Below are 23142 nucleotides of genomic sequence, written 5' to 3'. Positions count from 1 at the left end.
AGGGCGGCTCAGGACCCGAGGCGGGTGGAACGCGAGGTCGTCACCGGCAGGCGCACGAGCAGTGCGCCGGCGTCGACGGTCACGCGTGCCGCGGCCACCAGGCCGATGCCGTCGCCGTCGGCCTGGAACGCCGCGGGTGGTGACACCGTGACGTCCAGCCGTTCCGCCCGCAGGTAGCGGACCGCGCCGCCCGCGGAACCGGCCGTCTCGACGGCGCTCGGCCGCGGGCGTGGCCGCGCGAGCTTCGACCTCGTCAACCGGGCGACGGGGTTGTTCGCGCGATGCAGCCAGCGGGTCACCCGGACCCCGTCCCATCCCTCGAGCGAGCGCACCATGAGGACGTCGAGGACGCCGTCGTCGATCAATGCGTCGGGCAGGACGTCGAGTCCGGCCGAGACGGTCCCGCAGTTCCCGACGAACATCGTGTGGGTCCGCGCGCTGCGCATCGATCCGCCGTCGACCTTCCAGGACAAGCGCGGCCGGTCCCGACGGAAGAGTCCCCGGACGATCGGGCCGACGTAGGCGACCCAGCCGAACCGGCGCTTGAGGACGGGATCAGCGTAGGCGACCATGTCGGCGTCCACCCCGAAGCCGGTCATCACGAGGAACGGGGTGCTCCGCTGGACGCCGTCGACGCGTCGGTACTCGATCGACCCGACGTCGATGCGGCGTTCCTCCCCGGTGAAGGCCGCTCGGACGGCTGCGGCCGTGTCGATGGGGATGCCCGCGTTCCGCGCGAAGAGGTTCGCCGTGCCGAGCGGGACCACGGCGAACGGTGTCCGCGTGTGACGCATGGCTCCGGCGACCTCGCGGACGGTCCCGTCGCCGCCCGCTGCGATCACGAGTGCGGCGCCACCGTCGAGGGCCTCGGCGACCTGTTCGACGGCGGCGGACCGCTCGCGGGTCGGGATCCAGGTCGTCGGGCCCCAGCCGGCGTCGTCCGCGGCGTCGTCGACGAGGCGGCGGAGACGCTCGAGCTGGACGCGCGTCGGGTTGTAGACGACCGCGGCGTGCGGTCTGGCGCTGCGAGGGTTCATGCCGCGAGTGCCGGCCAGAGCACGGAGAGGACCTGGTCCGCCCAGTCGTCGTCCATGTCGGCGCCGCGGACGAGTTGACCGAGGACGGCGCCGAGCAGGAGGGTCGCGACGAGCCGGCCGTCGAGACCGGGCTTGAGATCTCCTGTGGAGATCCGCTCGTCGACGAGGTTCGACAGGGCACGAGCACGGTTGCGGGTGAGGTCCCGGAGCAGGGTGGAGAACTCGGGATCGTCCTGGAGCAGGATCGACGCAATCGTGCCACGGCCGACCACGTCCTCGATCATCGCGCGCGCTTCGTGGAGCAGCCAGGTGAACGTCTCGTACGTCGGCAGGTCCTCGGGGATCTCGACCGGGGTCTCCATGGCGCGGGCGACGGCCGCCGTGAGCAGTTCGGAGCGGTTGCGGTACCGCCGGTAGATCGTCGTCTTGGCGACACCGGTGGTCTCGGCGACCGCCTCGATGTTGACGGCGACCGAGCCGCGCGAGCGCATGAGGTCGAGGGCTGCGTCGAGGATGCGGTCGCTCATCTGCTGCGCTCGGGAGACGCGTCGGGAGACGGGCACCGACCAACCTCCTCCGCGCGAGAGCCGATTCCGGGTGGATCGGTCGATTGCGCTACGCCCACCGTAGCGCAATCGGATGGGGGTGCAAAGGACGGCCGTCAGTCCCAGCGTGGGTCGTCGGGGTCGGGGGAGTCCTCGCCGTCGGCGTCGGTCATGACCGCCGCGCCGTCGATCCACGCCGTCAGTGCGTCACCGTGCAGCTGCTCGGGGGCCGGCGCGCCGAAGAGCTGCGGGTGCGTCACGGCAGCGAGTGGTGCGTCGCTCGCGAAGACGACGACGTTGCCGAGCGGCCCCTCGTCGTCGACCGGGTCGAAGTCGAGGACGACGGCCACATGCGCGAACACGGTCCGGAGGGTCGCCGCCTGGCGCCTGGCGTAGTCGAAGGGGCTGCCGTCGAGCAGGTTGACCGCGATCACACCGTCGGCTGCGGACCGCGCTGCGACCCGACGGTAGAACTCGAGGCTCGCGACCCGACGGTGGATCACCGCCGCATCCCAGAGGTCGACGACGGTCACCTTGGCGTCCCGCCACACCGTGCCGTCCGCGGCGGTGGCCGCGATGTCGTCGACCGGCTCGTCCGCCACGGCTCGGGCGTCGCCGAACCGGACCTCCACGCGCGAACCCTCCGGCAGCGGGAGCGCTTCGAGCATCGCGGCGTACAGCTCCGGCTCGAATTCGACGACGAGCTGCGGAGAGCCCGGTCGGGTCGCCTGCACGTAGCGGGGGAGCGTCAGCGCCCCGGCCCCGAGATGCACGGTGAAGAGCGGCTCACCGGCCGGGCCCTCCGCGTCGATCACGCGGGCGATGTGCCGGATGTAGGGGTACTCGAGCGAGCGCGGGTCGGTGAGTGACACGACCGACTGCGGGATGTCGTCGACGGAGAGTTCGTAACGCTGCATGCGCTTGTCGAGGAGGGTGAGCCGCGCGTCGCGCTGGTCGAGCGGGAGCCGGCGGGAACGGGAGAACAGAGCCACCTGTGCAGCCTAGGGTGCACGGAGGCCGCGCGTCGCCGGAGCCGGTATCGTAGACCGGATATGGCACACCTTCTCGGCGCTGAAGCGCTCCACCTCGAGTACCCGACCAAAGTCGTCTTCGACGGCATCACGATCGGGGTGAACGAGGGCGACCGCATCGGCATCGTCGGCCGCAACGGCGACGGCAAGTCCACGCTCCTCGGGCTCCTCGCGGGGCGGAAGGAGCCCGACTCCGGTCGGGTCACCGTGCGCAACGGCGTCACGGTCGGCGTGCTCGACCAGTCCGACACGCTCGATCACGACAAGACCGTCGGCCAGACGATCGTCGGCGGGTTCGACGAGCACGAGTGGGCGGGCGACCCGAAGGTCCGCGACGTCATCTCCGGCCTCGCCTCGGACATCGCCTGGGATGCCCTCGTCGCCGATCTCAGCGGTGGTCAGCGTCGTCGGGTGGCGCTCGCGGCGCTCCTCGTCGGCGACCACGACATCCTCTTCCTCGACGAGCCGACCAACCACCTCGACGTCGAGGGGATCACCTGGCTCGCCGAACACCTGAACCGTCGCTGGTCCAGGAACTCGGGCGGCCTGCTCGTCGTGACCCACGACCGGTGGTTCCTCGACGCGATCTGCACCGCCACCTGGGAGGTGCACGACCGCATCGTCGAGCCCTTCGAGGGCGGGTACGCGGCGTACGTGCTCCAGCGCGTCGAGCGCGACCGCTCGGCAGCCGTGTCCGAGGCGAAGCGTCAGAACCTCATGAAGAAGGAGCTGGCGTGGTTGCGCCGCGGCGCCCCTGCGCGGACGGCCAAGCCCAAGTTCCGCATCGAAGCGGCCAACGCGCTCATCGCCGACGAACCCCCGGTCCGGAACGCGGTCGAGCTCGCCGGTATGGCGACCGCCCGGCTCGGGAAGGACGTCGTCGACATCCTCGACGTCACCGTGTCCTACGGCGACCGCACGATCATCAAGGACGTCGAGTGGCGCATCGCCCCGGGTGAGCGCACCGGCATCCTCGGTGTCAACGGCGCCGGCAAGTCGACGCTCCTCGGACTCGTCACCGGCGAGGTCGAGGCCACCGAGGGGCGCGTCAAGCGCGGCAAGACCGTGCAGGTCGCCACGCTGACGCAGCAGCTCGACGAGCTCGCCGAGTACGAGCAGGACCGCGTGAGCGACGTCATCGGACGCAAGCGCACGAGCTACGTCGCCGGTGGCAAGGAGATGACCCCCGGGCAGCTGCTCGAACGCCTCGGCTTCACGAGCGCCCAGCTGTCGACCCCGGTGAAGGACCTCTCGGGTGGCCAGCGTCGACGTCTGCAACTGCTGCTCATCCTGCTCGACGAGCCGAACGTCCTCGTCCTCGACGAGCCCACCAACGACCTCGACACGGACATGCTCGCGGCCATGGAGGACCTCCTCGACTCGTGGCCCGGCACCCTGCTCGTCGTCTCGCACGACCGGTACTTCCTCGAGCGCGTGACGGACCAGCAGTACGCGATCATGGACGGCCACTTCCGCCACCTCCCCGGTGGCATCGACCAGTACCTGAAGCTCAACGCCGGGACCGCCGGCAGCCGCTCGCAGGAGCACGACCGCCCGACGGCCTCGGGCGGCGGTCCGACGAAGAAGACGCCGACGTTGAGCGGTGCGGAGCTGCGGAACGCGCAGCAGGAGATCAAGGCGATCGACCGCAAGCTCCACAAGCTCAACGGCCAGATCGAGCAGGCGCACGAGAAGGTCGCGGTCCACGACCAGAACGACTTCGCCGGGATCACGGCGCTCGGCGCCAAGATCCAGGCCATGTACGGCGAGATCGCCGACCTCGAGGTGCGCTGGCTGGAGCTGTCCGAGCTCGTCGAATAGTCGCCGTCGTCGACCGCGATCGACCGCATCCGTCGCTCTGTTCCGAAGTGTTACGCACCGGTTCGTCATCCCTGCTAGGCCGACGTACCGTCGAATCAGCGTCCACCGGCGCGCACCACCCGAAAGAGGAATCACAGCAATGACCTTCTCGAAGAAGCTTCTGGCCGGACTGGCCATCATCCCCGCCATCGCGCTCCTCGCCGGATGCGCCGGCGGTTCAGGCGCCGCCGCCGAAGACAAGGGCACCGAGGCGAACCCCGTCAAGATCGGCGTCGTCGGCGCGAGCGACCCCTACTGGGAGACCTACAAGGAGGCCGCCGAGAAGGAGGGCATCTTCGTCGACATCGTCGACTTCGGTGAGTACACGCAGCCGAACCCCGCGCTCACCGAGGGCGAGATCGACATCAACCAGTTCCAGCACATCGTCTACCTCGCGCAGTACAACGAGGCCTCCGGCGAAGACCTCACGCCCATCGGTTCGACCGCGATCTACCCGCTCGGTCTCTACTCGACCAAGGTCGACAGCGTGAAGGACATCAAGAAGGGCGACACGATCGCCATCCCGAACGACGAGAGCAACCAGGCGCGCGCCCTCCTCGTCCTGCAGTCGGCCGGCCTCCTCGAGCTCAAGGACGGCGGCAACATCTTCTCGACGCCCGACGACATCATCGCCGACAAGTCGAAGGTCACCGTCACCTCGCTCGAGGCTTCGCTCACGCCGACCTCGCTGCCCGACGTCACCGGCGCGATCATCAACAACGACTTCATCAACGACTCCGGCCTGAAGGCGTCCGACGCGATCGCCGAGGACGACCCGTCCGACCCGAACGCCCTGCCGTACGTCAACATCTTCGCCGCGAAGGCCGCCGACGCCGACAGTGAGACGTACGCGAAGCTCGTGAAGATCTACCAGGACACGAAGTCCGTCGTCGACGGCGTCGTGGAGAACTCCGGTGGCACGGCCGTGCCCCTGAAGACACCGGTCAAGGACCTCGTGCAGTCGCTCGAGACCGTCCAGAAGGACATCAAGGCCAAGGGCTGATCCAGCGTCCGATGCGTTCCTGTGGGAGGCTGTCACCCGCCCCCGTAGGAACGCATCGTCGTTTCCCCGCCCGCTGACCGCCCCACCCCGAGGACACCCGCATGCCACTCGTCAGCCTCCGAGACGTCGCGAAACGCTACCCGTCTCCGCAGAAGGGCGCCCCACCGATCGCAGCGATCGACGGCGTCGACCTCGACATCGAGGCCGGTGACGTCTTCGGCATCATCGGCTACTCGGGAGCCGGGAAGTCCACGCTCGTGCGGCTCATCAACGCGCTCGAGCCGGCGACGTCCGGCAGCATCGTCGTCGACGGGACCGAGGTGACGACGCTCTCGGAGAGCGGGCTCCGCCGGCTGCGACTCGGCATCGGGATGATCTTCCAGCAGTTCAACCTCTTCAACTCGAAGTCGGTCCGCAAGAACATCGCGTACCCCCTCGAGGTCGCCGGACGCTCACGCTCCGAGGTACGAACGCGGGTGGACGAGCTCCTGAAGTTCGTCGGCCTCGCCGATAAGGCGGACAACTACCCGGACCAGCTCTCCGGCGGACAGAAGCAACGCGTGGGCATCGCCCGGGCGCTCGCGACCTCGCCCCGGATCCTGCTCGCCGATGAGGCGACGAGCGCGCTCGACCCCGAGACGACGCAGGAGGTGCTCGCCCTGCTCAAGCAGGTCAACCGCGACCTCGGCGTCACGATCGTCGTGATCACCCACGAGATGGAGGTGATCCAGTCGCTCGCGACCAAGGTCGCCGTCATGGAGCGTGGCAAGGTCATCGAGCAGGGCGACGTCTTCGAGGTCTTCTCCGACCCGCAGCACGCGGCGTCCAAGCGCTTCGTCTCGACGGTCATCAAGGGTGTCCCGTCGCCGGCCGAGCTCGCCGTCCTCCAGGAACGCCACGTCGGACGCATCGTCACCCTGTCCTTCCGTGACGGCGACGCGTCCCAGGCCGGCGTCTTCCTCACGCTGGCGCAGGCCGGCGTCGACTTCGAACTCGTCTACGGCGGCATCAACGACATCCAGGGGCGCGCGTTCGGGCACCTGACGCTCGCGCTCCGCGGCGACGACGCCACGATCGACGGGGCGTTGACCGCCATCGGATCGCAGGCCACCGTGACGGAGGTGCGCTGACATGGACGCCCTCATCGACCTCCTGCCGAAGCTCGGCGACGCGACCGTCGAGACCCTGTACCTCGTCTCCTTCAGCCTCCTCTTCGGTGGCATCGCCGGCCTCGTCGTCGGGACCGGTCTGTACGTCACCCGGCCCGGCAACCTCTACTCGCACCCGGTGCTCTACGGCGTGCTCAACGTGATCGTGAACATCTTCCGTCCGATCCCGTTCATCATCTTCCTGGCCGCCGCGCAGCCGCTCTCGCGACTTGTGATCGGCACCGGGATCGGGGCGAACGCCTTCATCTTCATCATCTCCCTGGCCGCGACCTTCGGTATCAGCCGCATCGTCGAGCAGAACCTGCTGACGGTGTCGCCCGGCGTCATCGAGGCCTCACGGGCCGCGGGCGCGAGCCGGCTCCGCACGCTCCTGAGCATCGTCCTGCCGGAGGCGCTCGGGCCGCTGATCCTCGGCTACACCTTCGTGTTCGTCGTCATCGTCGACATGTCTGCGGTGGCCGGCTTCATCGGCGGCGGTGGGCTCGGCGCCTTCGCGATCCAGTACGGGTTCCGGCAGTTCGAGCCGGTCGTGACCTGGGCCGCGGTGATCATCATCATCCTGCTCGTCCAGCTCATCCAGTTCTTCGGCAACTGGTTGGCGCGGAAGGTCCTCCGCCGCTAGCTAGTCGAAGTCGAGGCTGAGCTTCCGGAGCAACACGGTCAGCCTGGTCTGCTCAGCGCCGCTCAGGCCACCCAGGAGGTCGGCCTCGGCGTCGACCAGCCTGGTGATGGCGGCGTCGACGGTGTTGAGGCCGGCGTTGGTCATCTGGACGAGGATGCCCCGGCCGTCGTTGGGGTCGCCCTGCCGCTCGACGAGTCCACGCTCGACGAGACGGTCGATGCGGTTCGTCATCGTCCCGCTCGAGACGAGCGTCTGCAGCAGGAGTGCCTTCGGGCTCAACCGGTACGGAGAACCGGCACGTCGGAGGGCGGCGAGGACGTCGAACTCCCAGGGCTCGAGGTTCGACCGGGTAAAGGCCGCCCGACGCGCACGGTCGAGGTGGCGGGACAGCCGGGCGACGCGCGAGAGGACCTGGAGTGGCGAGAAGTCGAGGTCCGGGCGCTCGCGGTTCCACGCGTCGACGATGCGGTCGACCTCATCGGTGCTAGCTGGCATCCCACCATTATCGAGGCACAGCGGCGACCGGGCCCGAATCGAGTGCCGGGTGCTGAATCGATGGTCGCCCATCCATGGCAGAATTGACCACGCTCCGCCGTCAGGCTGAGTGGTCCGCCATAGTGTAACGGCAGCACGGCAGCCTTTGGAGCTGTTCGGTCCAGGTTCGAATCCTGGTGGCGGAGCGACCGATCACCGACCGGGCGAGTGCCCGGACCGAGGGGGAGCACACGTGACCGACGACCGTCTGGCCATCATCATCCTGGCCGCTGGCCAGGGAACCCGCATGAAGTCGGCGACGCCGAAACTGCTGCATCCGCTCGGTGGCGTCCCGATCGTCGGGCACGTGCTCGCGACGGCGCGTTCGCTCGACGCCGCGCACGTCATCGCCGTCGTCCGCCACGAGCGCGACCGGCTCGTCGAGGCCATCGAGGTCGAACTCCCCGGCGCGACGATCGTCGACCAGGACGAGGTCCCCGGCACCGGCCGCGCGGTCGAGCAGGCGCTCGTGGCGCTGCCCGACGACTTCGACGGTGACGTCCTCGTCGTGAACGGCGACGTCCCGTTGCTGAACGCCGCGACGCTCACGACACTGATCGAACGCCACCGCAACCACGACGTCGCCGCGACGATCCTCTCGGCCGTGCCGGACGACGCGACGGGCTACGGGCGGATCATCCGGACCGACGCCGGGGCGCTCGACTACATCGTCGAGCAGAAGGACGCGACCGACGCCGAGCGTGCCGTGAACGAGATCAACGCCGGTGTCTACCTCTTCGGGGTGGGCCAGCTCCGCGACGCGTTGGCCGAGGTCACGACCGACAACGCGCAGGGTGAGAAGTACCTCACGGACGTCATCGGCCTGCTCCGGCGTGCCGGGTCCGAGGTCTCGGCGCTCCCGGTGAGCGACTCCTGGCTCGTCGAGGGCATCAACGACCGCGCGCAGCTGAGCGCCGCTGCGGCGAAGCTCAACGCCCTCCTCGTGCGCGCCTGGCAGCTCGCCGGCGTGACCGTCCAGGACCCGGCGACGACGTGGATCGACATCAAGGCGCGACTGCACGCCGACGTCACCCTGCTGCCGGGCACGCAGATCCTCGGAGCCACGGTCGTCGAGTCCGGCGCGACGATCGGTCCGGACACGACGCTCGTCGACACCGAGGTCGGTCCGGGTGCTCGGGTGCGCCGGACGGACGCGACGCTGTCGGTCATCGGCGCTGGTGCCGAGGTCGGCCCGTTCGCCTACCTCCGCCCCGGCACCGTGCTCGGCGAGCGCGGCAAGATCGGCACCTTCGTGGAGACGAAGAACGCGCAGATCGGCGAGGGGAGCAAGGTCCCGCACCTCAGCTACATCGGTGACACCGAGATCGGCGTCGAGTCGAACGTCGGCGCGGGCACCATCACCTCGAACTACGACGGCGTGCACAAGCACCGCACGACCATCGGGTCCCATGTCCGCACCGGTGCGCACAACACGCTCGTCGCTCCGGTCAGCGTCGGCGACGGTGCGTACTCGGGAGCCGGTTCGGTCATCCGCAAGGACGTCCCCGCCGGAGCGCTCGCCCTGACGGTCGCACAGCAGCGGAACGTCGAAGGCTGGGTGGAGCAGAAGCGCCCGGGTACCGCGGCGGCGTCGGCTGCAGCCGCGGCGACGGCGCCTCCGGCCGTGGATCCCGTGTCGGGCGACTCGGCTGCGGCTGGTAACGTCGACTCGTGAGTGAGGCCGGAGGATTCCGGCAGAAGGCAGGGTCTGTGTCAGGCATCACGGCGGACAACAAGAAGCAGCTGGTCCTCGTCTCCGGACGAGCCCACCCGGAACTCGCCGAGGCGATCGCCGCAGAACTCGATTCCGAGCTCCTGCCCACCGACGCCAGGACCTTCGCCAACGGCGAGATCTATGCGCGGTACGACGAGAGCATCCGCGGGACCGACGTCTTCGTCATCCAGTCCCACACCGCTCCGATCAACGAGTGGCTCATGGAGCAGCTCATCATGGTCGATGCGGCGAAGCGGGCGAGCGCGAAGCGCATCACTGTCGTCGCCCCGTTCTACCCGTACGCCCGCCAGGACAAGAAGGGTCGTGGCCGCGAGCCGATCTCGGCCCGTCTCGTCGCCGACCTCTTCAAGGCCGCCGGTGCCGACCGCATCATGTCGGTCGACCTCCACGCCGCGCAGATCCAGGGCTTTTTCGACGGCCCCGTCGACCACCTCTTCGCCATGCCGGTCCTCCTCGAGCACTTCCGCGCGAAGCTCGACCCGTCGACGCTGACCGTCGTCTCGCCCGACATGGGCCGTGTTCGCGTCGCCGACATCTGGAGCGACAAGCTCGGTGCGCCCCTCGCGATCATCCACAAGCGTCGCGACCCGCTGGTGCCGAACCAGGTCAGCGTCCACGAGATCGTCGGACAGGTCGAAGGGCGCGTGTGCCTCCTCGTCGACGACCTCATCGATACCGGTCGCACGATCGTCAAGGCGGCCGAGGCGCTCAAGAACGCCGGAGCGATCGGCGTCGTCGTCGCCGCCACGCACGCCGTGTTCTCCGACCCCGCGGTCGAGCTCCTGCAGAGCGAAGCGATCGACTCCGTCGTCGTCACCGACACGCTGCCGGTCGACGAGGCGAAGCGCTTCGACAAGCTCACCGTCCTCTCGATCGCCCCGCTCATCGCCCGCGCGATCCACGAGGTCTTCGACGACGGCTCCGTGACGAGCATGTTCGACGGCGCCGCATAAGGCCGAACCGCCAGAGCGACGCGAAACGCCCGGTCCGTCACGGACCGGGCGTTTCGCGTGCCGCCGGAGAGCCGGAGCAACGGAGAACGCCCGGTCCGAGGAGGACCGGGCGTTCCGCGTGTTCAGGGGCTGGGAGCTAGTGGCTCGAGCCCTCCTGCTCGACCTCGCTGCGGTCGCCCGACCACAGCGTGTGGAAGGTGCCGTCGAGGTCGACGCGCTTGTAGGTGTGTGCGCCGAAGAAGTCACGCTGCCCCTGCACGAGCGCTGCGGGCAGACGCTCGGCGCGGAGCCCGTCGTAGTACGACAGCGACGAGGAGAACGCGGGGGAGGGGATCCCGGCCTGGGCAGCCGCGACGACCACGCGACGCCAGCTGTCCTGCGCCTCGGCGACGGCGTCGCTGAAGTACGGTGCCGTCACGAGGGCGACGAGCTCGGGGTTCTCCTCGTAGGCCTCCGTGATGCGGTTGAGGAACTGCGCACGGATGATGCAGCCACCGCGCCAGATCTTCGCGATCTCGCCCTTCTTGATGTCCCAGCCGTACTGCTCGGCGCCGGCGACGATCTCGTCGAAGCCCTGCGAGTAGGCGATGATCTTCGAGGCGTAGAGCGCCTGGCGCACGTCCTCGACGAACTGGTCGGGGTCGGCGACCGTCCACTCCTCGGAGGGGCCGGCGAGTTCGCGGGCCGCGGCGCGCTGCGCCGGCTTCGACGAGAGCGAGCGGGCGAACACGGCCTCGGCGATGCCGGACACGGGGATGCCGAGATCGAGGGCCGTCTGCACCGTCCAGGCGCCAGTGCCCTTGGCGCCGGCCTGGTCGAGGATGACGTCGATGAGCGGCTGCCCGGTCTTGGCGTCCACCTGCTTGAGGACCTCGGCGGTGATCTCGATGAGGTAGCTCTCGAGGGTGCCGCGGTTCCACTCGGCGAAGATCTCCGCGATCTCGGCGGGCGACTTGCCCGTCCCACGGCGGATGAGGTCGTAGGCCTCGGCGATGAGCTGCATGTCGGCGTACTCGATGCCGTTGTGGATCATCTTCACGAAGTGACCGGCGCCGTCGGTGCCGACGTGGGTCACGCACGGCTCGCCCTCGGCGACCGCGGCGATCGACTTGAGGATCGGGCCCAGGGTCTCCCACGCCTCGGCGGAGCCGCCAGGCATGATCGAGGGACCCTTCAGGGCGCCCTCTTCGCCACCGGAGATGCCGGCGCCGACGAAGTTGATGCCCGTCTCGCGAACCGCGTGCTCGCGACGGATGGTGTCGGTGAAGAGCGCGTTGCCGCCGTCGACGATGATGTCGCCCGGCTCGAACACCTCGGTGAGCTGCTGGATGACGGCGTCGGTGCCCTTGCCCGCCTGCACCATGATGATCGCCGTCCGCGGCTTCGACAGCGAAGCGGCGAACTCCTCGATGGTCTTCGACGCCACGAAACCGGCCTCGGGGTGCTCGGACACGAGCAGCTCGGTGCGTTCGGGGGAGCGGTTGTACACGGCGACCGTGTTGCCCTCGCGGCTCGCCAGGTTGCGAGCGAGGTTGCTGCCCATGACGGCCAGACCGACGACGCCGATGTTGGCGTGCGCTTCGGCGGTGTTCACCATGTGGTTCTCCTTCAGAGTGGGTGATGCGGGAGGCGTTCCGAGTGCTCGGGGCTCGATCCGGCGGCGGTGTGACAGCAGTGACGCCCTCGTCGATCCGGGCACGGCCCGTGCTGCAACCGTAGCAAAGGGAGGTGTTCCCGCACCTCTCAGTGACCTCCGAGGGCGGTGTGGTCCCGGGTCGATCAGGTGGGCTCCGACGGCGGTCGGGTATCGTGCTGTCCTGGTCGGACGAGCCGGCCACCGGTCACCGGCCGGAGACCGCAGGGGGTTCCGTGTGAATGCACCGCTCGTCGTCGTCATGGGCGTGTCCGGGTCCGGGAAGAGCACGACGGGCGTCCTCATCGCCGATCGGCTGGGTGTGCCGTTCGTCGACGCCGACGCGCTGCACCCGCTCGAGAACGTCCGCAAGATGGCGGCGGGGACACCGCTCGAGGACCCCGACCGGTGGCCGTGGTTGGCCCTCGTGGGCAAGGCGCTCGCCGACGCCGAGGACACCGGGCTCGTGATGGCCTGCTCGGCGCTCCGCCGTGTGTACCGCGAGGCGATCCTCGCGGAGGCGCCGGGCGTGCGGTTCGTCCTGCTGCACGGCTCGCGCGAGGTGCTCGGCCGCCGCATGGAGGGCCGGAGCGGGCACTTCATGCCCCCGTCGCTGCTCGACTCGCAGTTCGCGCTGCTCGAGGAGCTCGACGCCGACGAGCCGGGGTTCATCGTCGACGTCGACGCGACCGTCGACGAGATCGTGGACGAGGCGGTCGCGGGCCTCCAGGCCGTGCGGTAGACTCTCCCATTGAACTTCGGCGAGGGAAGCGGCCCGTGGCAGCTTCCGTGATCGACGCGGTGGTCTGGCTTCCGGCTTTTCCTCACGCAGATACGCGTTCGAGTTGACTCATCCATTCCGCCGCGCAGCGTCGCGGCACGACCAACCGGGTGCAAGACCCGTGAGGAGAACATCATGTCTGAAGACCTGAAGGTAGCCGCGGAACTCCGCGAATCGTTCGGTAAGGGCGCAGCCCGCAAGCTCCGTGCCCTCGGCAAGATCCCGGCCGTGCTCTACGGCCACGGCACCGAGCCCGTGCACGTCTCGCTGCCCGGCCACCAGATGCTGCTCATCCTCCGCAAGTCGAACGCGGTCCTCGAGCTCGACATCGACGGCAAGGGCCAGCTCGCCCTGGTGAAGGACGTCCAGAAGGATCCGGTGCGCCAGATCATCGAGCACCTCGACCTCATCGTCGTCAAGAAGGGCGAGAAGGTCCAGGTCGACATCCCCGTCACCATCGAGGGCGAGTCCGCTGCCGGCACCATCCTCAACCAGGACGCCACCACGGTCAGCCTCGAGGTCGAGGCCACCCACATCCCCGAGCGCGTCACCATCAGCGTCGAGGGCCTCGAAGAGGGCGCCCAGATCCTGGCCGGCGACCTCGAGCTCCCGAAGGGCGCGTCGCTCATCACCGAGGCCGACGTCCTCATCGTCGCGATCACCGTGCCGTCCGCTCCGGCCGACGAGGAGACGGAGGCCGCTGAGGCCGCCGCCGAGGAGACCGCAGCCGAGGCCGCAGAGTAGTCACCACCCCAGCAGACGAACCTGTCGCCCGCCGGCCCCGATAGTCTCGGGGCATGGCAGGCGGCAGGTTCGCTCGGTTTCTGGCCGGTCTCACCGGGCGTACCGAGGCGTTCGATCAGGAAGGCAGCATGGCTGCAGACACATGGCTCGTCGTCGGGCTCGGCAACCCTGGCGAGCAGTACGCCCGCAACCGGCACAACGTCGGACAGATGGTCCTCGACGAACTCGCGAAGCGGATCGGTGGCACCTTCAAGAGCCACAAGGGCAACGCCCGCGTGGCGGAGGGACGACTCGTCCCCGGCGGTCCGAAGCTCATCCTCGCGAAGCCGAACAGCTACATGAACCTGTCCGGTGGGCCGACCGCGGCGCTCGCCCAGTTCTTCTCGGTGGAGCCCGACCACGTCATCGCCGTCCACGATGAGCTCGACATCCCGTTCGACTCCATCAAGCTCAAGCAGGGCGGCGGCCACGGTGGCCACAACGGCATCCGCGACATCGCTGCGGCTCTGAAGACCCCGGAGTTCTCGCGGGTGCGCGTCGGCATCGGCCGCCCGCCCGGCCGTCAGGACGCAGCCGACTTCGTCCTCAAGGACTTCGCGGGGACGGAGCGGGAGCAGCTTCCGATGCTCGTCTCGGACGGGGCGGACGCGGTCGAGCTCCTCGTGTCCGAAGGGCTGCTGGCGGCCCAGACCCGGTTCCACGGGGCCTGACTCCCGCGAGCTGCGGGGTCGTCGGAGCCACGGTGGTGTCCCGGGGCCGGGTCACCGGGTAGACGACTCCGGCGTGGACGTCGGTCGGGCTCGCACGTACCGGGAGAGCAGCAGGTCCTCCGAACGCAGGAGGTGCTGCAGGTGGAACCCGCGCGGCGCCGCCGGCGACGGCCCGGCCGAGATCCGCGAGCTCTGGCCACCGACGAGGGTCGGGCTGATCGTCAGGCAGAACTCGTCGACGGCGTCGGCGTCGATGAACGAGCCGAACAGCGCCGGCCCGCCCTCGCAGAGGATCTGCCGCAGGCCGCGTTCCGCGAGCGCCTCGACCACCCTCGCCGGTTCGACGTGCTCGTCGCCGCACACGACGACGTCGGCGACCGCTTCGATCGCCACGCGCTTCGCCGGGTCGGCCCGATCCGTCGTGACGACGAGCGGGCGGACGGGAGCGAGGGTGAAGACGTCCGAGCGGAGGTCCAGGTCGAGCGAACCGGAGACGATCGCGAACACGGGGTGCAACGGGAGGTCGTGTTCGTCCCGCCAGGTCGCGGCGTCGACGTCGAGGCGCATCGCCCCATACCCCTCGTCGCGTACCGTGCCCGCTCCGACGAGGACGACGTCCGCCAGCCGGCGCAGGATGTCGAACACGACCTTGTCGGCCGGTCCGCCGAGGTCTCCGGAGACGCCGTCGACGGTCGCGCCGCCGTCGAGGCTCGCCACGAAGTTGACGCGGACCGTCGTGGCGGCGCGATCGTCGACGGTGTACGCGGCCACGAGGTCGTCGATCGACATGGCCTCGTCCCGTCCGGGGACGAGACTGGTGATGGTGGGGGTGCTCATCGGGCTCCTCGAGGGGTGTGGGTCAGAGGTTGTGGACGGGCGCGACCGGCGCGCGGAAGCCGAGGATCGCCTCGACCATGCGCACGGCGGCGATGGACTCCGGCACGGCGTGCATGCGCACGATGCGAGCACCGAGCAGGATGCAGGCGGTCGCCGCGGCGAGTGACCCCTCGAGGCGCTCCGTCTTCGGGCGGTCCAGGGATTCGCCGATGAAGTCCTTGTTCGACACGGCGGCGAGCGTCGGGAAGCCGAGTGCGGCGATCTCACCCAGGTGGCGGGTCAGTTCGAGCGTCTGCACGGTGGTCTTGTTGAGATCGTGGCCCGGGTCGACGATGAGTCGGGACTCGGGGACGCCGTGTGCGATCGCGAGCTCCACCCGGTCGGCGAGGAACGCGGCGACCTCGCGCGCGACGTCGTCGTAGTGCGGTCGAGGGTGCGGCTGCCGGGGCTTCGCCAGGCTGTGCGTGATGACGAGCGTCGCCTCGCTCGCGGCGACCACGTCGGCGAGTGCCGGATCGTGGATGCCGGTCGTGTCGTTGATCACGGAGGCGCCGGCCGCGATGCAGGCGGCGGCGACCTCGGGGCGGAAGGTGTCGACGGAGATCACGACGTCGCTGCGAGCGGCAAGGGCCTCGACCACCGGGAGGACGCGGTCCAGTTCCTCGGCCGCCGGGATCTCCGGACCGGGGGCGAACTTCGCGCCGCCGATGTCGACCCAGTCCGCGCCCTGTTCCGCGGCCGTCACCGCCGCCTCGACGGCGCGGTCGAGCGAGAACGTCGCGCCCTGGTCGAAGAAGGAGTCGGGGGTGCGGTTGATGATCGCCATGACCGCGACCTGCTTCGAGAAGTCGAACGTCCGTGCGCCGATCCGGCGGATCGGCTGCCGGATCGGCGGGAGGGGGAAGCCGCGAACCGGCTCCACCGCTGCGTACTGGTCGGGCCGGGGCTCCGTGCTGGTCATGGTTCAATCATGGCGCGTCAGGCGGACCGGGACGTCGCATGGGGCGTCGTCCGCAGCCGATTGACAGCGGTGGCGGACGGGCCCGTCCGGTCACCGGTGTCGGTGGCTCGGCGTAGGCTGTCCCGGTGACGCTTCAGGGTTTGACTCACGCGCTTCGGCGCGCCGCAACGATCGACGACGCCCTCGCGTACGCGGGCAAGAGCGCGGACTTCTCCGTGATCGACGGCCTCCGTGCCCCGCTCCTCGCGGCGCTCATGGACGAACGCGGTCGCCAGGGTGCATCCCAGGCGGCCCTCGTCGTGACGGCGACCGGCCGCGACTCGGAGCGACTCCGCTCCGCGCTCAGCGACCTCATGCCCGAAGCCGAGATCGTGGAGTTCCCCGCCTGGGAGACGTTGCCGCACGAGCGCCTCAGCCCGAGCGCGGAGATCGTCGGACGACGTCTGGAGGCGCTGCGGCGGCTCGGCGCCTGGACCGGCGAGCGTCCGTTCCTGCTCGTGGCGTCGGTCCGAGCGGCCCTCCAGCCCGTGGCGGACAACCTCACCGACACCGCTCCGATCGAGCTCGTCCAGGGAGGCCGCGGGCACGACCTGGCCGCCATCGCCCTCCGGCTCGTCGAGCTGGCGTACACCCGCGTCGACATGGTGTCCCGGCGCGGCGAGTTCGCGCTGCGCGGCGGCATCCTCGACGTCTTCCCGCCCGTCGCGGACCACCCCTACCGGGTCGAGTTCTTCGGCGACGAGGTCGACGGCATCCGGGCGTTCTCGGTGGCCGACCAGCGCTCGCTGCCCGAGCCGGTCGACGCCATCCGCCTGCCGCCGTCGCGTGAGCTGCTCCTCAGCCCGGCCGTCCGGCAGCGCGCCGCGGAGATGCAGCACGAGTTCCCGAGCCTGACGGGCATCCTCGAGAAGATCGCGGAGGGCATCGCCGTCGAGGGCATGGAGTCGCTCACCCCGGCGCTCGTCGACCGCCTCGTGCCGCTGACGCACTACCTGCCGGACGGCGCGGCCGTGGCCGTCGTCTCACCGGAGCGCGTCGTGACGCGCTCGATCAGCCTCGCCGAGACGAACCGCGAGTTCCTCGCCGCCGCCTGGAGCGCGGCGACCGTGGGGGCGAACGCGCCGATCGACCTCGCGTCCGGCGACTTCATGTCGCTCGGGGCGCTGAAGGACTCCGTCACGTTCAGTGCGCCAGGGGCTCCGGCCCCCGACCACCCGTGGTGGACCCTCAGCGGCTTCCGTGCCGGGCCCGACGTCGAGACGCTCCCCGAGCACCTCGAACTCGACGAACTGCTCACCGTCACGGTCGAGGGCGACACGGTGCCGAGTTTCCACGGCAACGTCGAGGGCGCGATCGAGCACGTCGCCGCCCGCGTCCGTGAGGGCTGGACGGTCATCGTCGCCGCGCGCGGGGTCGGCCTCGTCGAGCGAGCCGCCGACGTCCTCGCCGAGCACGAGATCGCCGCACGCATGGTCGACGAGCTGCCCGCCGACCCCGAGCCCGGGGTCGCCTACCTGCTGCAGGCCGACGTCGAGGGTGGCTTCGAGCTCGAACCCTCGAAGCTCATGCTGCTCGGCGAGACCGAGTTCTACGGGCGGACCGCCGGCTACGACTCGCGACTCGTCAAGAAGCTCGCCACCCGCCGGAAGAACGTCGTCGACCCGATGCAGTTGCGCTCGGGCGACTTCGTCGTGCACCAGACCCACGGCATCGGCAAGTTCGTCGAGATGACCCAACGGGAGGTCTCGAGCGGTGGCCGCAACCCCGTGAAGAGCACGCGTGAGTACCTCGTGCTCGAGTACGCGCCGTCGAAACGCGGGTACCCGGGCGACAAACTGCTCGTCCCCACCGACCAGCTCGACCTCCTCACGCGCTACGTCGGCGGCGAGGCCCCGCAGCTCAGCAAGATGGGCGGCAGCGACTGGTCCCAGGCCAAGAGCAAGGCGCGCAAGGCCGTCCGCGACATCGCGGTCGAGCTCGTCAAGCTGTACTCGGCCCGCATGGCGTCGAAGGGGCACGCCTTCGGGCCCGACACCCCGTGGCAGCGCGAGCTGGAGGAGGCGTTCCCGTTCGCGGAGACGCCCGACCAGCTGCAGACCATCGACGAGGTCAAGGCCGACATGGAGCGGGAGATCCCGATGGACCGCCTCCTGTCCGGCGACGTCGGGTTCGGCAAGACGGAGGTCGCCGTCCGGGCGGCGTTCAAGGCGGTCCAGGACGGCAAGCAGGTCGCGATGCTCGTGCCGACGACGTTGCTCGTCAAGCAGCACTTCGAGACCTTCCAGGAGCGCTTCGCCGGATTCCCGGTGCACCTCCGACCGCTCAGCCGGTTCCAGAGCGACAAGGAGGCGAAGGAGGCGCTCGCCGGACTGGCGGACGGCACGGTCGACGTCATCATCGGCACCCACCGCCTGCTGACCGACAAGGTGCACTTCAAGGACCTCGGTCTCGTGATCATCGACGAGGAGCAGCGGTTCGGCGTCGAGCACAAGGACGCCCTCAAGAAACTGAAGACGAACGTCGACATCCTGGCGATGAGCGCGACGCCGATCCCGCGCACGCTCGAGATGGCCGTCACCGGCATCCGGGAGATGTCGACCCTGGCGACGCCGCCGGAGGACCGGCACCCCATCCTGTCGTTCGTCGGGCCGTACAACGGCAAGCAGGTCTCGGCGGCGATCCGGCGCGAACTCCTCCGCGAGGGGCAGATCTTCTTCGTCCACAACCGTGTGTCGTCGATCAGCCGGGTCGCGGCCGACCTCGCCGAGCTCGTCCCGGAGGCGCGGATCGCGATCGCGCACGGCCAGCTGGGCGAGGCCGCACTCGAACAGGTCGTCGTCGACTTCTGGGAGCGCCGCTTCGACGTCCTCGTCTGCACGACGATCATCGAGACCGGCCTCGACATCTCGAACGCGAACACGATCATCATCGACCGCGCCGACAAGTACGGCCTGAGTCAGCTGCACCAGCTCCGCGGGCGGGTCGGGCGCGGTCGCGAGCGCGCCTACGCGTACTTCCTCTACGACGAGCACAAGCCCCTCTCCGAAACCGCCCACGACCGCCTGTCGACGATCGCGGCCAACAACGAGCTCGGCAGCGGCATGCAGGTCGCGCTCAAGGACCTCGAGATCCGGGGCGCCGGCAACATGCTGGGTGGCGAGCAGGCGGGGCACATCGCCGGTGTCGGGTTCGACCTCTACCTCCGCATGATCGGCGAGGCCGTGTCCACCTTCCGCGGTGACGTCGCCGAGGGCCAGACGGAACTCCGGCTGGAACTGCCGGTCGACGCGCACATCCCCGAGGAGTACGTGGACAGCGAGCGCCTGCGGCTCGAGGCCTACCAGAAGCTGTCCGCCGCCTCCGGTCCCGCCGCGAAGGACGGCCAGATCGACCTCGTCATCGACGAGCTCACCGACCGCTACGGCGAACCGCCGGCGCAGGTGAGCACGCTCGTGGCGGTCTCACGGCTGCGGCAGCGGGCGCAGCGTTCCGGACTCAGCGACCTCATCGCCGTGGGGCCGAACCTCCGGGTCACGCCCGCGGATCTGCCGGATTCGATCCAGACCCGGTTGCGTCGCATGTACCCCGGTGCGAAGTACCTGGCTCAGACGAACACGGTCATCGTGCCCTTGCCGCGGGTGGGTGATGAAGCCTTGGCCGACACGGACCTCATCGCGTGGGTGCAGCAGTTCCTGAACGCGATCTACCCGCTGCCGGAGGTACCTGCGGCCGAGACGCCGCGGTCCTGATGGGACTTCGGGACGACGAGATCGGCACCCGCGGCTGATCCGACAGGTGTCGTTCATTCCTAGCGTGGAGGGATGAAGAAGTTCCTCCGCATCGTCCTCACGGGGGTCGTGTCGCTCGTCGCGCTCGTGCTCGCCGGGCTCCTCACGACCACCATCGTCAACACCGCCGCATCGGCTTCCGAGGCCACGCGCATCGAGGACTACGGGCAGCGGGTCGAGGTCGACGGCAGACGCATGAACGTCCAGGTGGCGGGGGAGGGCCAGCAGACGATCGTCCTGCTGCCGGGCTTCGGCACCGGTTCGCCCGTGCTCGACTTCTCGCCGCTCACCGACGAGCTGTCCGCGACGTATCGGGTGGTCGTCGTCGAGCCGCTCGGGTACGGGCTCAGCGACCAGACCGACGTGCCCCGCACGACCACGAACATCGTCTCCGAGATCCACGAGGCCGTCTCCGCGCTCGGCATCGACCGGTACATGCTCATGGGGCACTCCATCGCCGGGATCTACGCACTGGACTACGTCGAGCGGTTCCGTGACGAGGTGACGGCGTTCGTCGGTATCGACAGCAGCGTCCCCGACCAGCCCGGGATGGACGCGGCCCTGCCGGTCGACGCCCTGCGCGCGGCCAAGGCGCTCGGTATCACCCGTCTCGTCACGGCTCTGTCGGGAGACCCGTACCCGGATCCGCCCTACGAGCGGCACACCCGGGAGCAGCTCGGGATGATCTCGCAGCGGAACACCTCGAGTGCTACGTCGTCGGACGAGATGTCCCGCATCGCGGCGAACTTCCGCGCGGCGAAGGGGAAGACCTTCCCGAGCGACCTCCCGGTGCTGCTGTTCGTGCAACGCCACAACCCGACGGTGGAGGGCTGGCTCCCGCTGCACGAGGACCAGGCGGCGAGCGTCATCCGCGGCGAGGTCGTCCCGCTCGACGCCGACCACTACCTGCACCACACGAGATCGCCCGAGATCGCGGCCGGGGTCGGGCGTTTCCTCGCCGCAGCCGGCGTCGATGAGGCAGCCGTCCCGCCCCGCGGGTGATCGGTCGGCGGACGTATGCTGGGGCGCACGATCCCGTCGAGTCGGAGGAACCCATGGCGACCAGTACCCGGACGATCCAAGACCCGGAGACGGTCGTCGCCGACACCGTGGCCCGGCTCCGACAGGCCTTCGACCGCGGAGCGACGAAGCCCCTCGCCTGGCGCATCCGGCAGCTCCGTGCGGTGAAGCAGCTGCTGCTCGAGCGCGGGGACGAGTTGGAGCGGGCGCTCGCCACCGACCTGGGCAAGAGCGGCACGGAGGCGCAGATCACCGAGATCGGTCTCCTCATCAGTGAGCTCGACCACACGCTGAAGCACCTGAAGCGCTGGGTCAAGCCGCGGCGGGTGGCCGTGCCGCTGACCCTCGCGCCGGCCTCCGCGTCGGTCGTGGCGGAGCCGGTCGGCGTCGTCCTCGTGATCGGGCCGTGGAACTATCCGGTCCAACTGTCCCTCGGCCCGATGATCGGAGCGCTCGCCGCCGGGAACGCCGTCCTGCTGAAACCGAGCGAGCTCGCCCCCGCGACGAGCGCGGCGCTCGCCCGGCTGCTCCCCGAGTACCTCGACGACCGCGCGGTCGCGGTCGTCGAGGGCGATGCGGAGGTCGCCACCGCCCTCCTCGCCGAACGGTTCGACCACGTCTTCTACACGGGAGGGGCCCCCGTCGGGCGGGTCGTCGCCCGGGCGGCGGCGGAGCACCTGACGCCGATCACCCTCGAACTCGGTGGCAAGTCGCCGGTCTACATCGATGACACGGTCGACCTCGCGGACGCCGCCCGACGGATCATGTGGGGCAAACTCATGAACGCCGGACAGACCTGCGTCGCCCCCGATTACGTGCTCGCCACGAAATCCGTGGCCGACCGGCTGGTCCCGTACCTGCGCGATGCGGTCGCGCACCTCTACGGCGCCGATCCCGCCGGGAACGCCGACTACGGTCGCATCATCTCCGACCGACACTTCGGGCGGGTCAGCGGCCTCCTCGACGGGCTGGAACCGGTCATCGGCGGTGTGGTGGACGCATCTCAGCGGTACATCGCCCCGACGGTCGTGAACGGCGTCGACGCGTCCGCCGCGATCATGCAGGAGGAGATCTTCGGGCCGATCCTGCCGATCCTCCACGTGTCGGGTCTCGAGCAGGCCATCGCCCACATCCGCGCGGGGGAGAAGCCGCTCGCGCTCTACGTCTTCAGCGACGACGCGACCACCCGTCGCCGGTTCACCCGGGACACCTCGTCCGGGGCACTCGCCTTCGGCGTCCCGGCCGCCCACCTGATGGTCCCCGGACTGCCGTTCGGTGGCGTGGGAGCGAGCGGGATGGGTGCGTACCACGGTCGCCACTCCTTCGACACGTTCAGCCACGCCAAGGCGGTGTTCTCCAAGCCCCTCTCGCCCGACACCCTGTCGCTCGTCTATCCGCCGTTCACCGAAGCCAGGGACCGCATCGTACGGCTGCTGTCCCGGACCGGGCGCGCGGGCGACGCTCGTCTCGGCGGACCGCGCCGATGAGCAGTGTGCCTGTCGGCGACACCTCCGGTGCGCGCCTCGTCGACGCGATGCGCCAGATCCGCGACCGGTGCGTGTGGACGCAGGGCATCGACCATCGGATGCTCGTCCCGTACCTGATCGAGGAGAGCTACGAACTCGTCGAAGCCGTCGAGGCGGGGTCGCGCGAGGATCTCGTCGAGGAGCTCGGTGACGTGCTGTGGCAGGTCGTCTTCCACGCGGAGATCGCGTCACGCGACCCGGACGCACCGTTCGACTTCGACGACGTCGCCGAAGCGGTCACCCGCAAGATGGTCCACCGGCACCCGCACGTCTTCGGTGACGAGCAGGCACCGACCCCGGAGGACGTCCTGCGGGTCTGGAACGCCGCGAAGGCGACCGAGAAGGCGCAGCGGGCGAGCGCCCTCGAGGGGATCCCACAGGCGATGCCCTCGCTCGCCCTCGCCGACAAGGTGCTCGGCCGGGCCGCCTCGCTCGGCGTGCGGCCGGAGCCAGAGGCGGAGCGGTTCGCCGACGAGGACGCCCTCGGCAACCACCTCCTCGCCGTGGTCGCCGCAGCGAAGGCCGACGGGCTCGACGCCGAGCGGGCGCTGCGCACCGCGGTCCGTCGGCTCAGTGCACGGGTCCTCGACGCCGAGCGCCCCGGTGCGGCACCGACGACGGCCGACCGGGACGGCTGATCGCCGGTCACACCC

At 69.7% G+C, this 23142-nt stretch carries 20 protein-coding genes and 1 tRNA gene; 14 read left to right on the top strand and 7 right to left on the bottom strand.

The features are described 5' to 3' along the window. Window positions 1-8: 8 nt before the first annotated feature. From ASE44_RS06840 to ASE44_RS06830, 3 genes are all read right to left on the bottom strand, one after another. Window positions 9-1037, bottom strand: a complete 1029-nt coding sequence (locus tag ASE44_RS06840; protein ID WP_056007511.1) for a diacylglycerol kinase family protein — start codon at window positions 1035-1037, stop codon at window positions 9-11. Further along, a complete protein-coding gene (locus ASE44_RS06835) occupies window positions 1034-1600 on the bottom strand; it encodes a TetR/AcrR family transcriptional regulator (protein ID WP_056007508.1) in 567 nt (188 codons plus the stop codon). The genes ASE44_RS06840 and ASE44_RS06835 overlap by 4 nt, the downstream gene beginning before the upstream one ends. A 98-nt stretch (window positions 1601-1698) precedes the next feature. Beyond that, on the bottom strand, window positions 1699-2574 hold the full coding sequence (locus tag ASE44_RS06830; RefSeq protein ID WP_056778450.1) for a spermidine synthase: 876 nt from the start codon (window positions 2572-2574) through the stop codon (window positions 1699-1701). 60 nt (window positions 2575-2634) lie between these two features. Here ASE44_RS06830 and ASE44_RS06825 point away from each other — a divergent pair, with 60 nt between their 5' ends. From ASE44_RS06825 to ASE44_RS06810, 4 genes are all read left to right on the top strand, one after another. Next, complete coding sequence (locus ASE44_RS06825) at window positions 2635-4434, top strand: ABC-F family ATP-binding cassette domain-containing protein (RefSeq protein ID WP_056778447.1); 1800 nt, start codon at window positions 2635-2637, stop codon at window positions 4432-4434. 139 nt (window positions 4435-4573) lie between these two features. Next, window positions 4574-5476, top strand: a complete 903-nt coding sequence (locus tag ASE44_RS06820) for a MetQ/NlpA family ABC transporter substrate-binding protein (RefSeq protein WP_056778445.1) — start codon at window positions 4574-4576, stop codon at window positions 5474-5476. Window positions 5477-5577: 101 nt separating this feature from the next. Beyond that, window positions 5578-6606 carry a methionine ABC transporter ATP-binding protein gene (locus ASE44_RS06815; protein ID WP_056778443.1) on the top strand — a complete coding sequence of 343 codons (1029 nt, stop codon included), beginning with the start codon at window positions 5578-5580 and terminating at the stop codon, window positions 6604-6606. Window position 6607: 1 nt separating this feature from the next. Further along, window positions 6608-7267 (top strand): methionine ABC transporter permease, encoded by a 660-nt coding sequence (locus ASE44_RS06810; protein WP_056007493.1) that lies wholly within the window; start codon window positions 6608-6610, stop codon window positions 7265-7267. Here ASE44_RS06810 and ASE44_RS06805 read toward each other — a convergent pair whose 3' ends face one another. Further along, entirely contained in the window at window positions 7268-7762 is a 495-nt protein-coding gene (locus ASE44_RS06805) for a MarR family winged helix-turn-helix transcriptional regulator (RefSeq protein ID WP_056007489.1), read from the bottom strand. It abuts the gene before it with no gap. A 113-nt stretch (window positions 7763-7875) separates the two neighbouring features. Between ASE44_RS06805 and ASE44_RS06800 the strand changes: the two genes are divergently transcribed. The 3 genes from ASE44_RS06800 to ASE44_RS06790 all read left to right on the top strand — a co-directional run bounded on the left by ASE44_RS06800 (window position 7876) and on the right by ASE44_RS06790 (window position 10489). Continuing rightward, a tRNA-Gln gene (locus ASE44_RS06800) sits at window positions 7876-7947 on the top strand. 47 nt (window positions 7948-7994) lie between these two features. Continuing rightward, on the top strand, window positions 7995-9476 hold the full coding sequence (gene glmU, locus ASE44_RS06795; protein WP_056778440.1) for a bifunctional UDP-N-acetylglucosamine diphosphorylase/glucosamine-1-phosphate N-acetyltransferase GlmU: 1482 nt from the start codon (window positions 7995-7997) through the stop codon (window positions 9474-9476). Between the two features lie 35 nt (window positions 9477-9511). Further along, window positions 9512-10489, top strand: a complete 978-nt coding sequence (locus ASE44_RS06790) for a ribose-phosphate diphosphokinase (RefSeq protein ID WP_056007484.1) — start codon at window positions 9512-9514, stop codon at window positions 10487-10489. Between the two features lie 136 nt (window positions 10490-10625). Here ASE44_RS06790 and gndA read toward each other — a convergent pair whose 3' ends face one another. Next, window positions 10626-12086 (bottom strand): NADP-dependent phosphogluconate dehydrogenase, encoded by a 1461-nt coding sequence (gndA, locus tag ASE44_RS06785; RefSeq protein ID WP_056007481.1) that lies wholly within the window; start codon window positions 12084-12086, stop codon window positions 10626-10628. Window positions 12087-12360: 274 nt separating this feature from the next. Between gndA and ASE44_RS06780 the strand changes: the two genes are divergently transcribed. The 3 genes from ASE44_RS06780 (at window position 12361) to pth (ending at window position 14357) form a co-directional block, all read left to right on the top strand. Further along, the gene (locus tag ASE44_RS06780; protein ID WP_235522562.1) at window positions 12361-12864 is read left to right on the top strand and encodes a gluconokinase; all 504 of its coding nucleotides are present in this window, start codon (window positions 12361-12363) and stop codon (window positions 12862-12864) included. A 174-nt stretch (window positions 12865-13038) separates the two neighbouring features. Next, window positions 13039-13647, top strand: coding sequence for a 50S ribosomal protein L25/general stress protein Ctc (locus ASE44_RS06775; protein WP_056007478.1), 609 nt, complete (start codon window positions 13039-13041; stop codon window positions 13645-13647). Between the two features lie 128 nt (window positions 13648-13775). After that, window positions 13776-14357: an aminoacyl-tRNA hydrolase gene (gene pth, locus ASE44_RS06770; RefSeq protein WP_056007476.1), complete on the top strand. Its 582-nt coding sequence runs from the start codon at window positions 13776-13778 to the stop codon at window positions 14355-14357. A gap of 51 nt (window positions 14358-14408) precedes the next feature. On the opposite strand, the gene ASE44_RS06765 is transcribed toward pth, so the two are convergent. Both ASE44_RS06765 and folP read right to left on the bottom strand, forming a co-directional pair. Then, window positions 14409-15194 carry a pyrimidine reductase family protein gene (locus ASE44_RS06765; protein ID WP_056778437.1) on the bottom strand — a complete coding sequence of 262 codons (786 nt, stop codon included), beginning with the start codon at window positions 15192-15194 and terminating at the stop codon, window positions 14409-14411. A gap of 22 nt (window positions 15195-15216) precedes the next feature. Continuing rightward, window positions 15217-16155 (bottom strand): dihydropteroate synthase, encoded by a 939-nt coding sequence (gene folP / locus ASE44_RS06760; protein WP_082455875.1) that lies wholly within the window; start codon window positions 16153-16155, stop codon window positions 15217-15219. Window positions 16156-16280: 125 nt separating this feature from the next. Between folP and mfd the strand changes: the two genes are divergently transcribed. From mfd to ASE44_RS06740, 4 genes are all read left to right on the top strand, one after another. Further along, window positions 16281-19904: a transcription-repair coupling factor gene (gene mfd, locus ASE44_RS06755; protein ID WP_056778434.1), complete on the top strand. Its 3624-nt coding sequence runs from the start codon at window positions 16281-16283 to the stop codon at window positions 19902-19904. 72 nt (window positions 19905-19976) lie between these two features. Beyond that, window positions 19977-20945: an alpha/beta fold hydrolase gene (locus tag ASE44_RS06750; RefSeq protein WP_056778431.1), complete on the top strand. Its 969-nt coding sequence runs from the start codon at window positions 19977-19979 to the stop codon at window positions 20943-20945. Between the two features lie 53 nt (window positions 20946-20998). After that, window positions 20999-22450: an aldehyde dehydrogenase family protein gene (locus ASE44_RS06745; RefSeq protein WP_056778428.1), complete on the top strand. Its 1452-nt coding sequence runs from the start codon at window positions 20999-21001 to the stop codon at window positions 22448-22450. Next, window positions 22447-23127: a MazG family protein gene (locus ASE44_RS06740; RefSeq protein WP_056778425.1), complete on the top strand. Its 681-nt coding sequence runs from the start codon at window positions 22447-22449 to the stop codon at window positions 23125-23127. The genes ASE44_RS06745 and ASE44_RS06740 overlap by 4 nt, the downstream gene beginning before the upstream one ends. Window positions 23128-23142 lie beyond the last annotated feature (15 nt).

This window comes from Plantibacter sp. Leaf1, from assembly GCF_001421315.1.
Taxonomy (GTDB): domain Bacteria; phylum Actinomycetota; class Actinomycetes; order Actinomycetales; family Microbacteriaceae; genus Plantibacter.
Note: the sequence above shows the minus strand (reverse complement) of the source record. Positions and strands in the feature narration are given on the sequence as shown.

What these genes read in the sequence shown, in the direction of transcription:
- ASE44_RS06840 (WP_056007511.1), bottom strand. Translation starts at nt 1,037, where the DNA reads ATGAACCCTCGCAGCGCCAGACCGCACGCCGCGGTCGTCTACAACCCG.
- ASE44_RS06825 (WP_056778447.1), top strand. Translation starts at nt 2,635, where the DNA reads ATGGCACACCTTCTCGGCGCTGAAGCGCTCCACCTCGAGTACCCGACC.
- ASE44_RS06820 (WP_056778445.1), top strand. Translation starts at nt 4,574, where the DNA reads ATGACCTTCTCGAAGAAGCTTCTGGCCGGACTGGCCATCATCCCCGCC.
- ASE44_RS06815 (WP_056778443.1), top strand. Translation starts at nt 5,578, where the DNA reads ATGCCACTCGTCAGCCTCCGAGACGTCGCGAAACGCTACCCGTCTCCG.
- ASE44_RS06810 (WP_056007493.1), top strand. Translation starts at nt 6,608, where the DNA reads ATGGACGCCCTCATCGACCTCCTGCCGAAGCTCGGCGACGCGACCGTC.
- ASE44_RS06805 (WP_056007489.1), bottom strand. Translation starts at nt 7,762, where the DNA reads ATGCCAGCTAGCACCGATGAGGTCGACCGCATCGTCGACGCGTGGAAC.
- gndA (WP_056007481.1), bottom strand. Translation starts at nt 12,086, where the DNA reads ATGGTGAACACCGCCGAAGCGCACGCCAACATCGGCGTCGTCGGTCTG.
- ASE44_RS06775 (WP_056007478.1), top strand. Translation starts at nt 13,039, where the DNA reads ATGTCTGAAGACCTGAAGGTAGCCGCGGAACTCCGCGAATCGTTCGGT.
- pth (WP_056007476.1), top strand. Translation starts at nt 13,776, where the DNA reads ATGGCTGCAGACACATGGCTCGTCGTCGGGCTCGGCAACCCTGGCGAG.
- ASE44_RS06765 (WP_056778437.1), bottom strand. Translation starts at nt 15,194, where the DNA reads ATGAGCACCCCCACCATCACCAGTCTCGTCCCCGGACGGGACGAGGCC.
- folP (WP_082455875.1), bottom strand. Translation starts at nt 16,155, where the DNA reads ATGACCAGCACGGAGCCCCGGCCCGACCAGTACGCAGCGGTGGAGCCG.
- ASE44_RS06750 (WP_056778431.1), top strand. Translation starts at nt 19,977, where the DNA reads ATGAAGAAGTTCCTCCGCATCGTCCTCACGGGGGTCGTGTCGCTCGTC.
- ASE44_RS06745 (WP_056778428.1), top strand. Translation starts at nt 20,999, where the DNA reads ATGGCGACCAGTACCCGGACGATCCAAGACCCGGAGACGGTCGTCGCC.
- ASE44_RS06740 (WP_056778425.1), top strand. Translation starts at nt 22,447, where the DNA reads ATGAGCAGTGTGCCTGTCGGCGACACCTCCGGTGCGCGCCTCGTCGAC.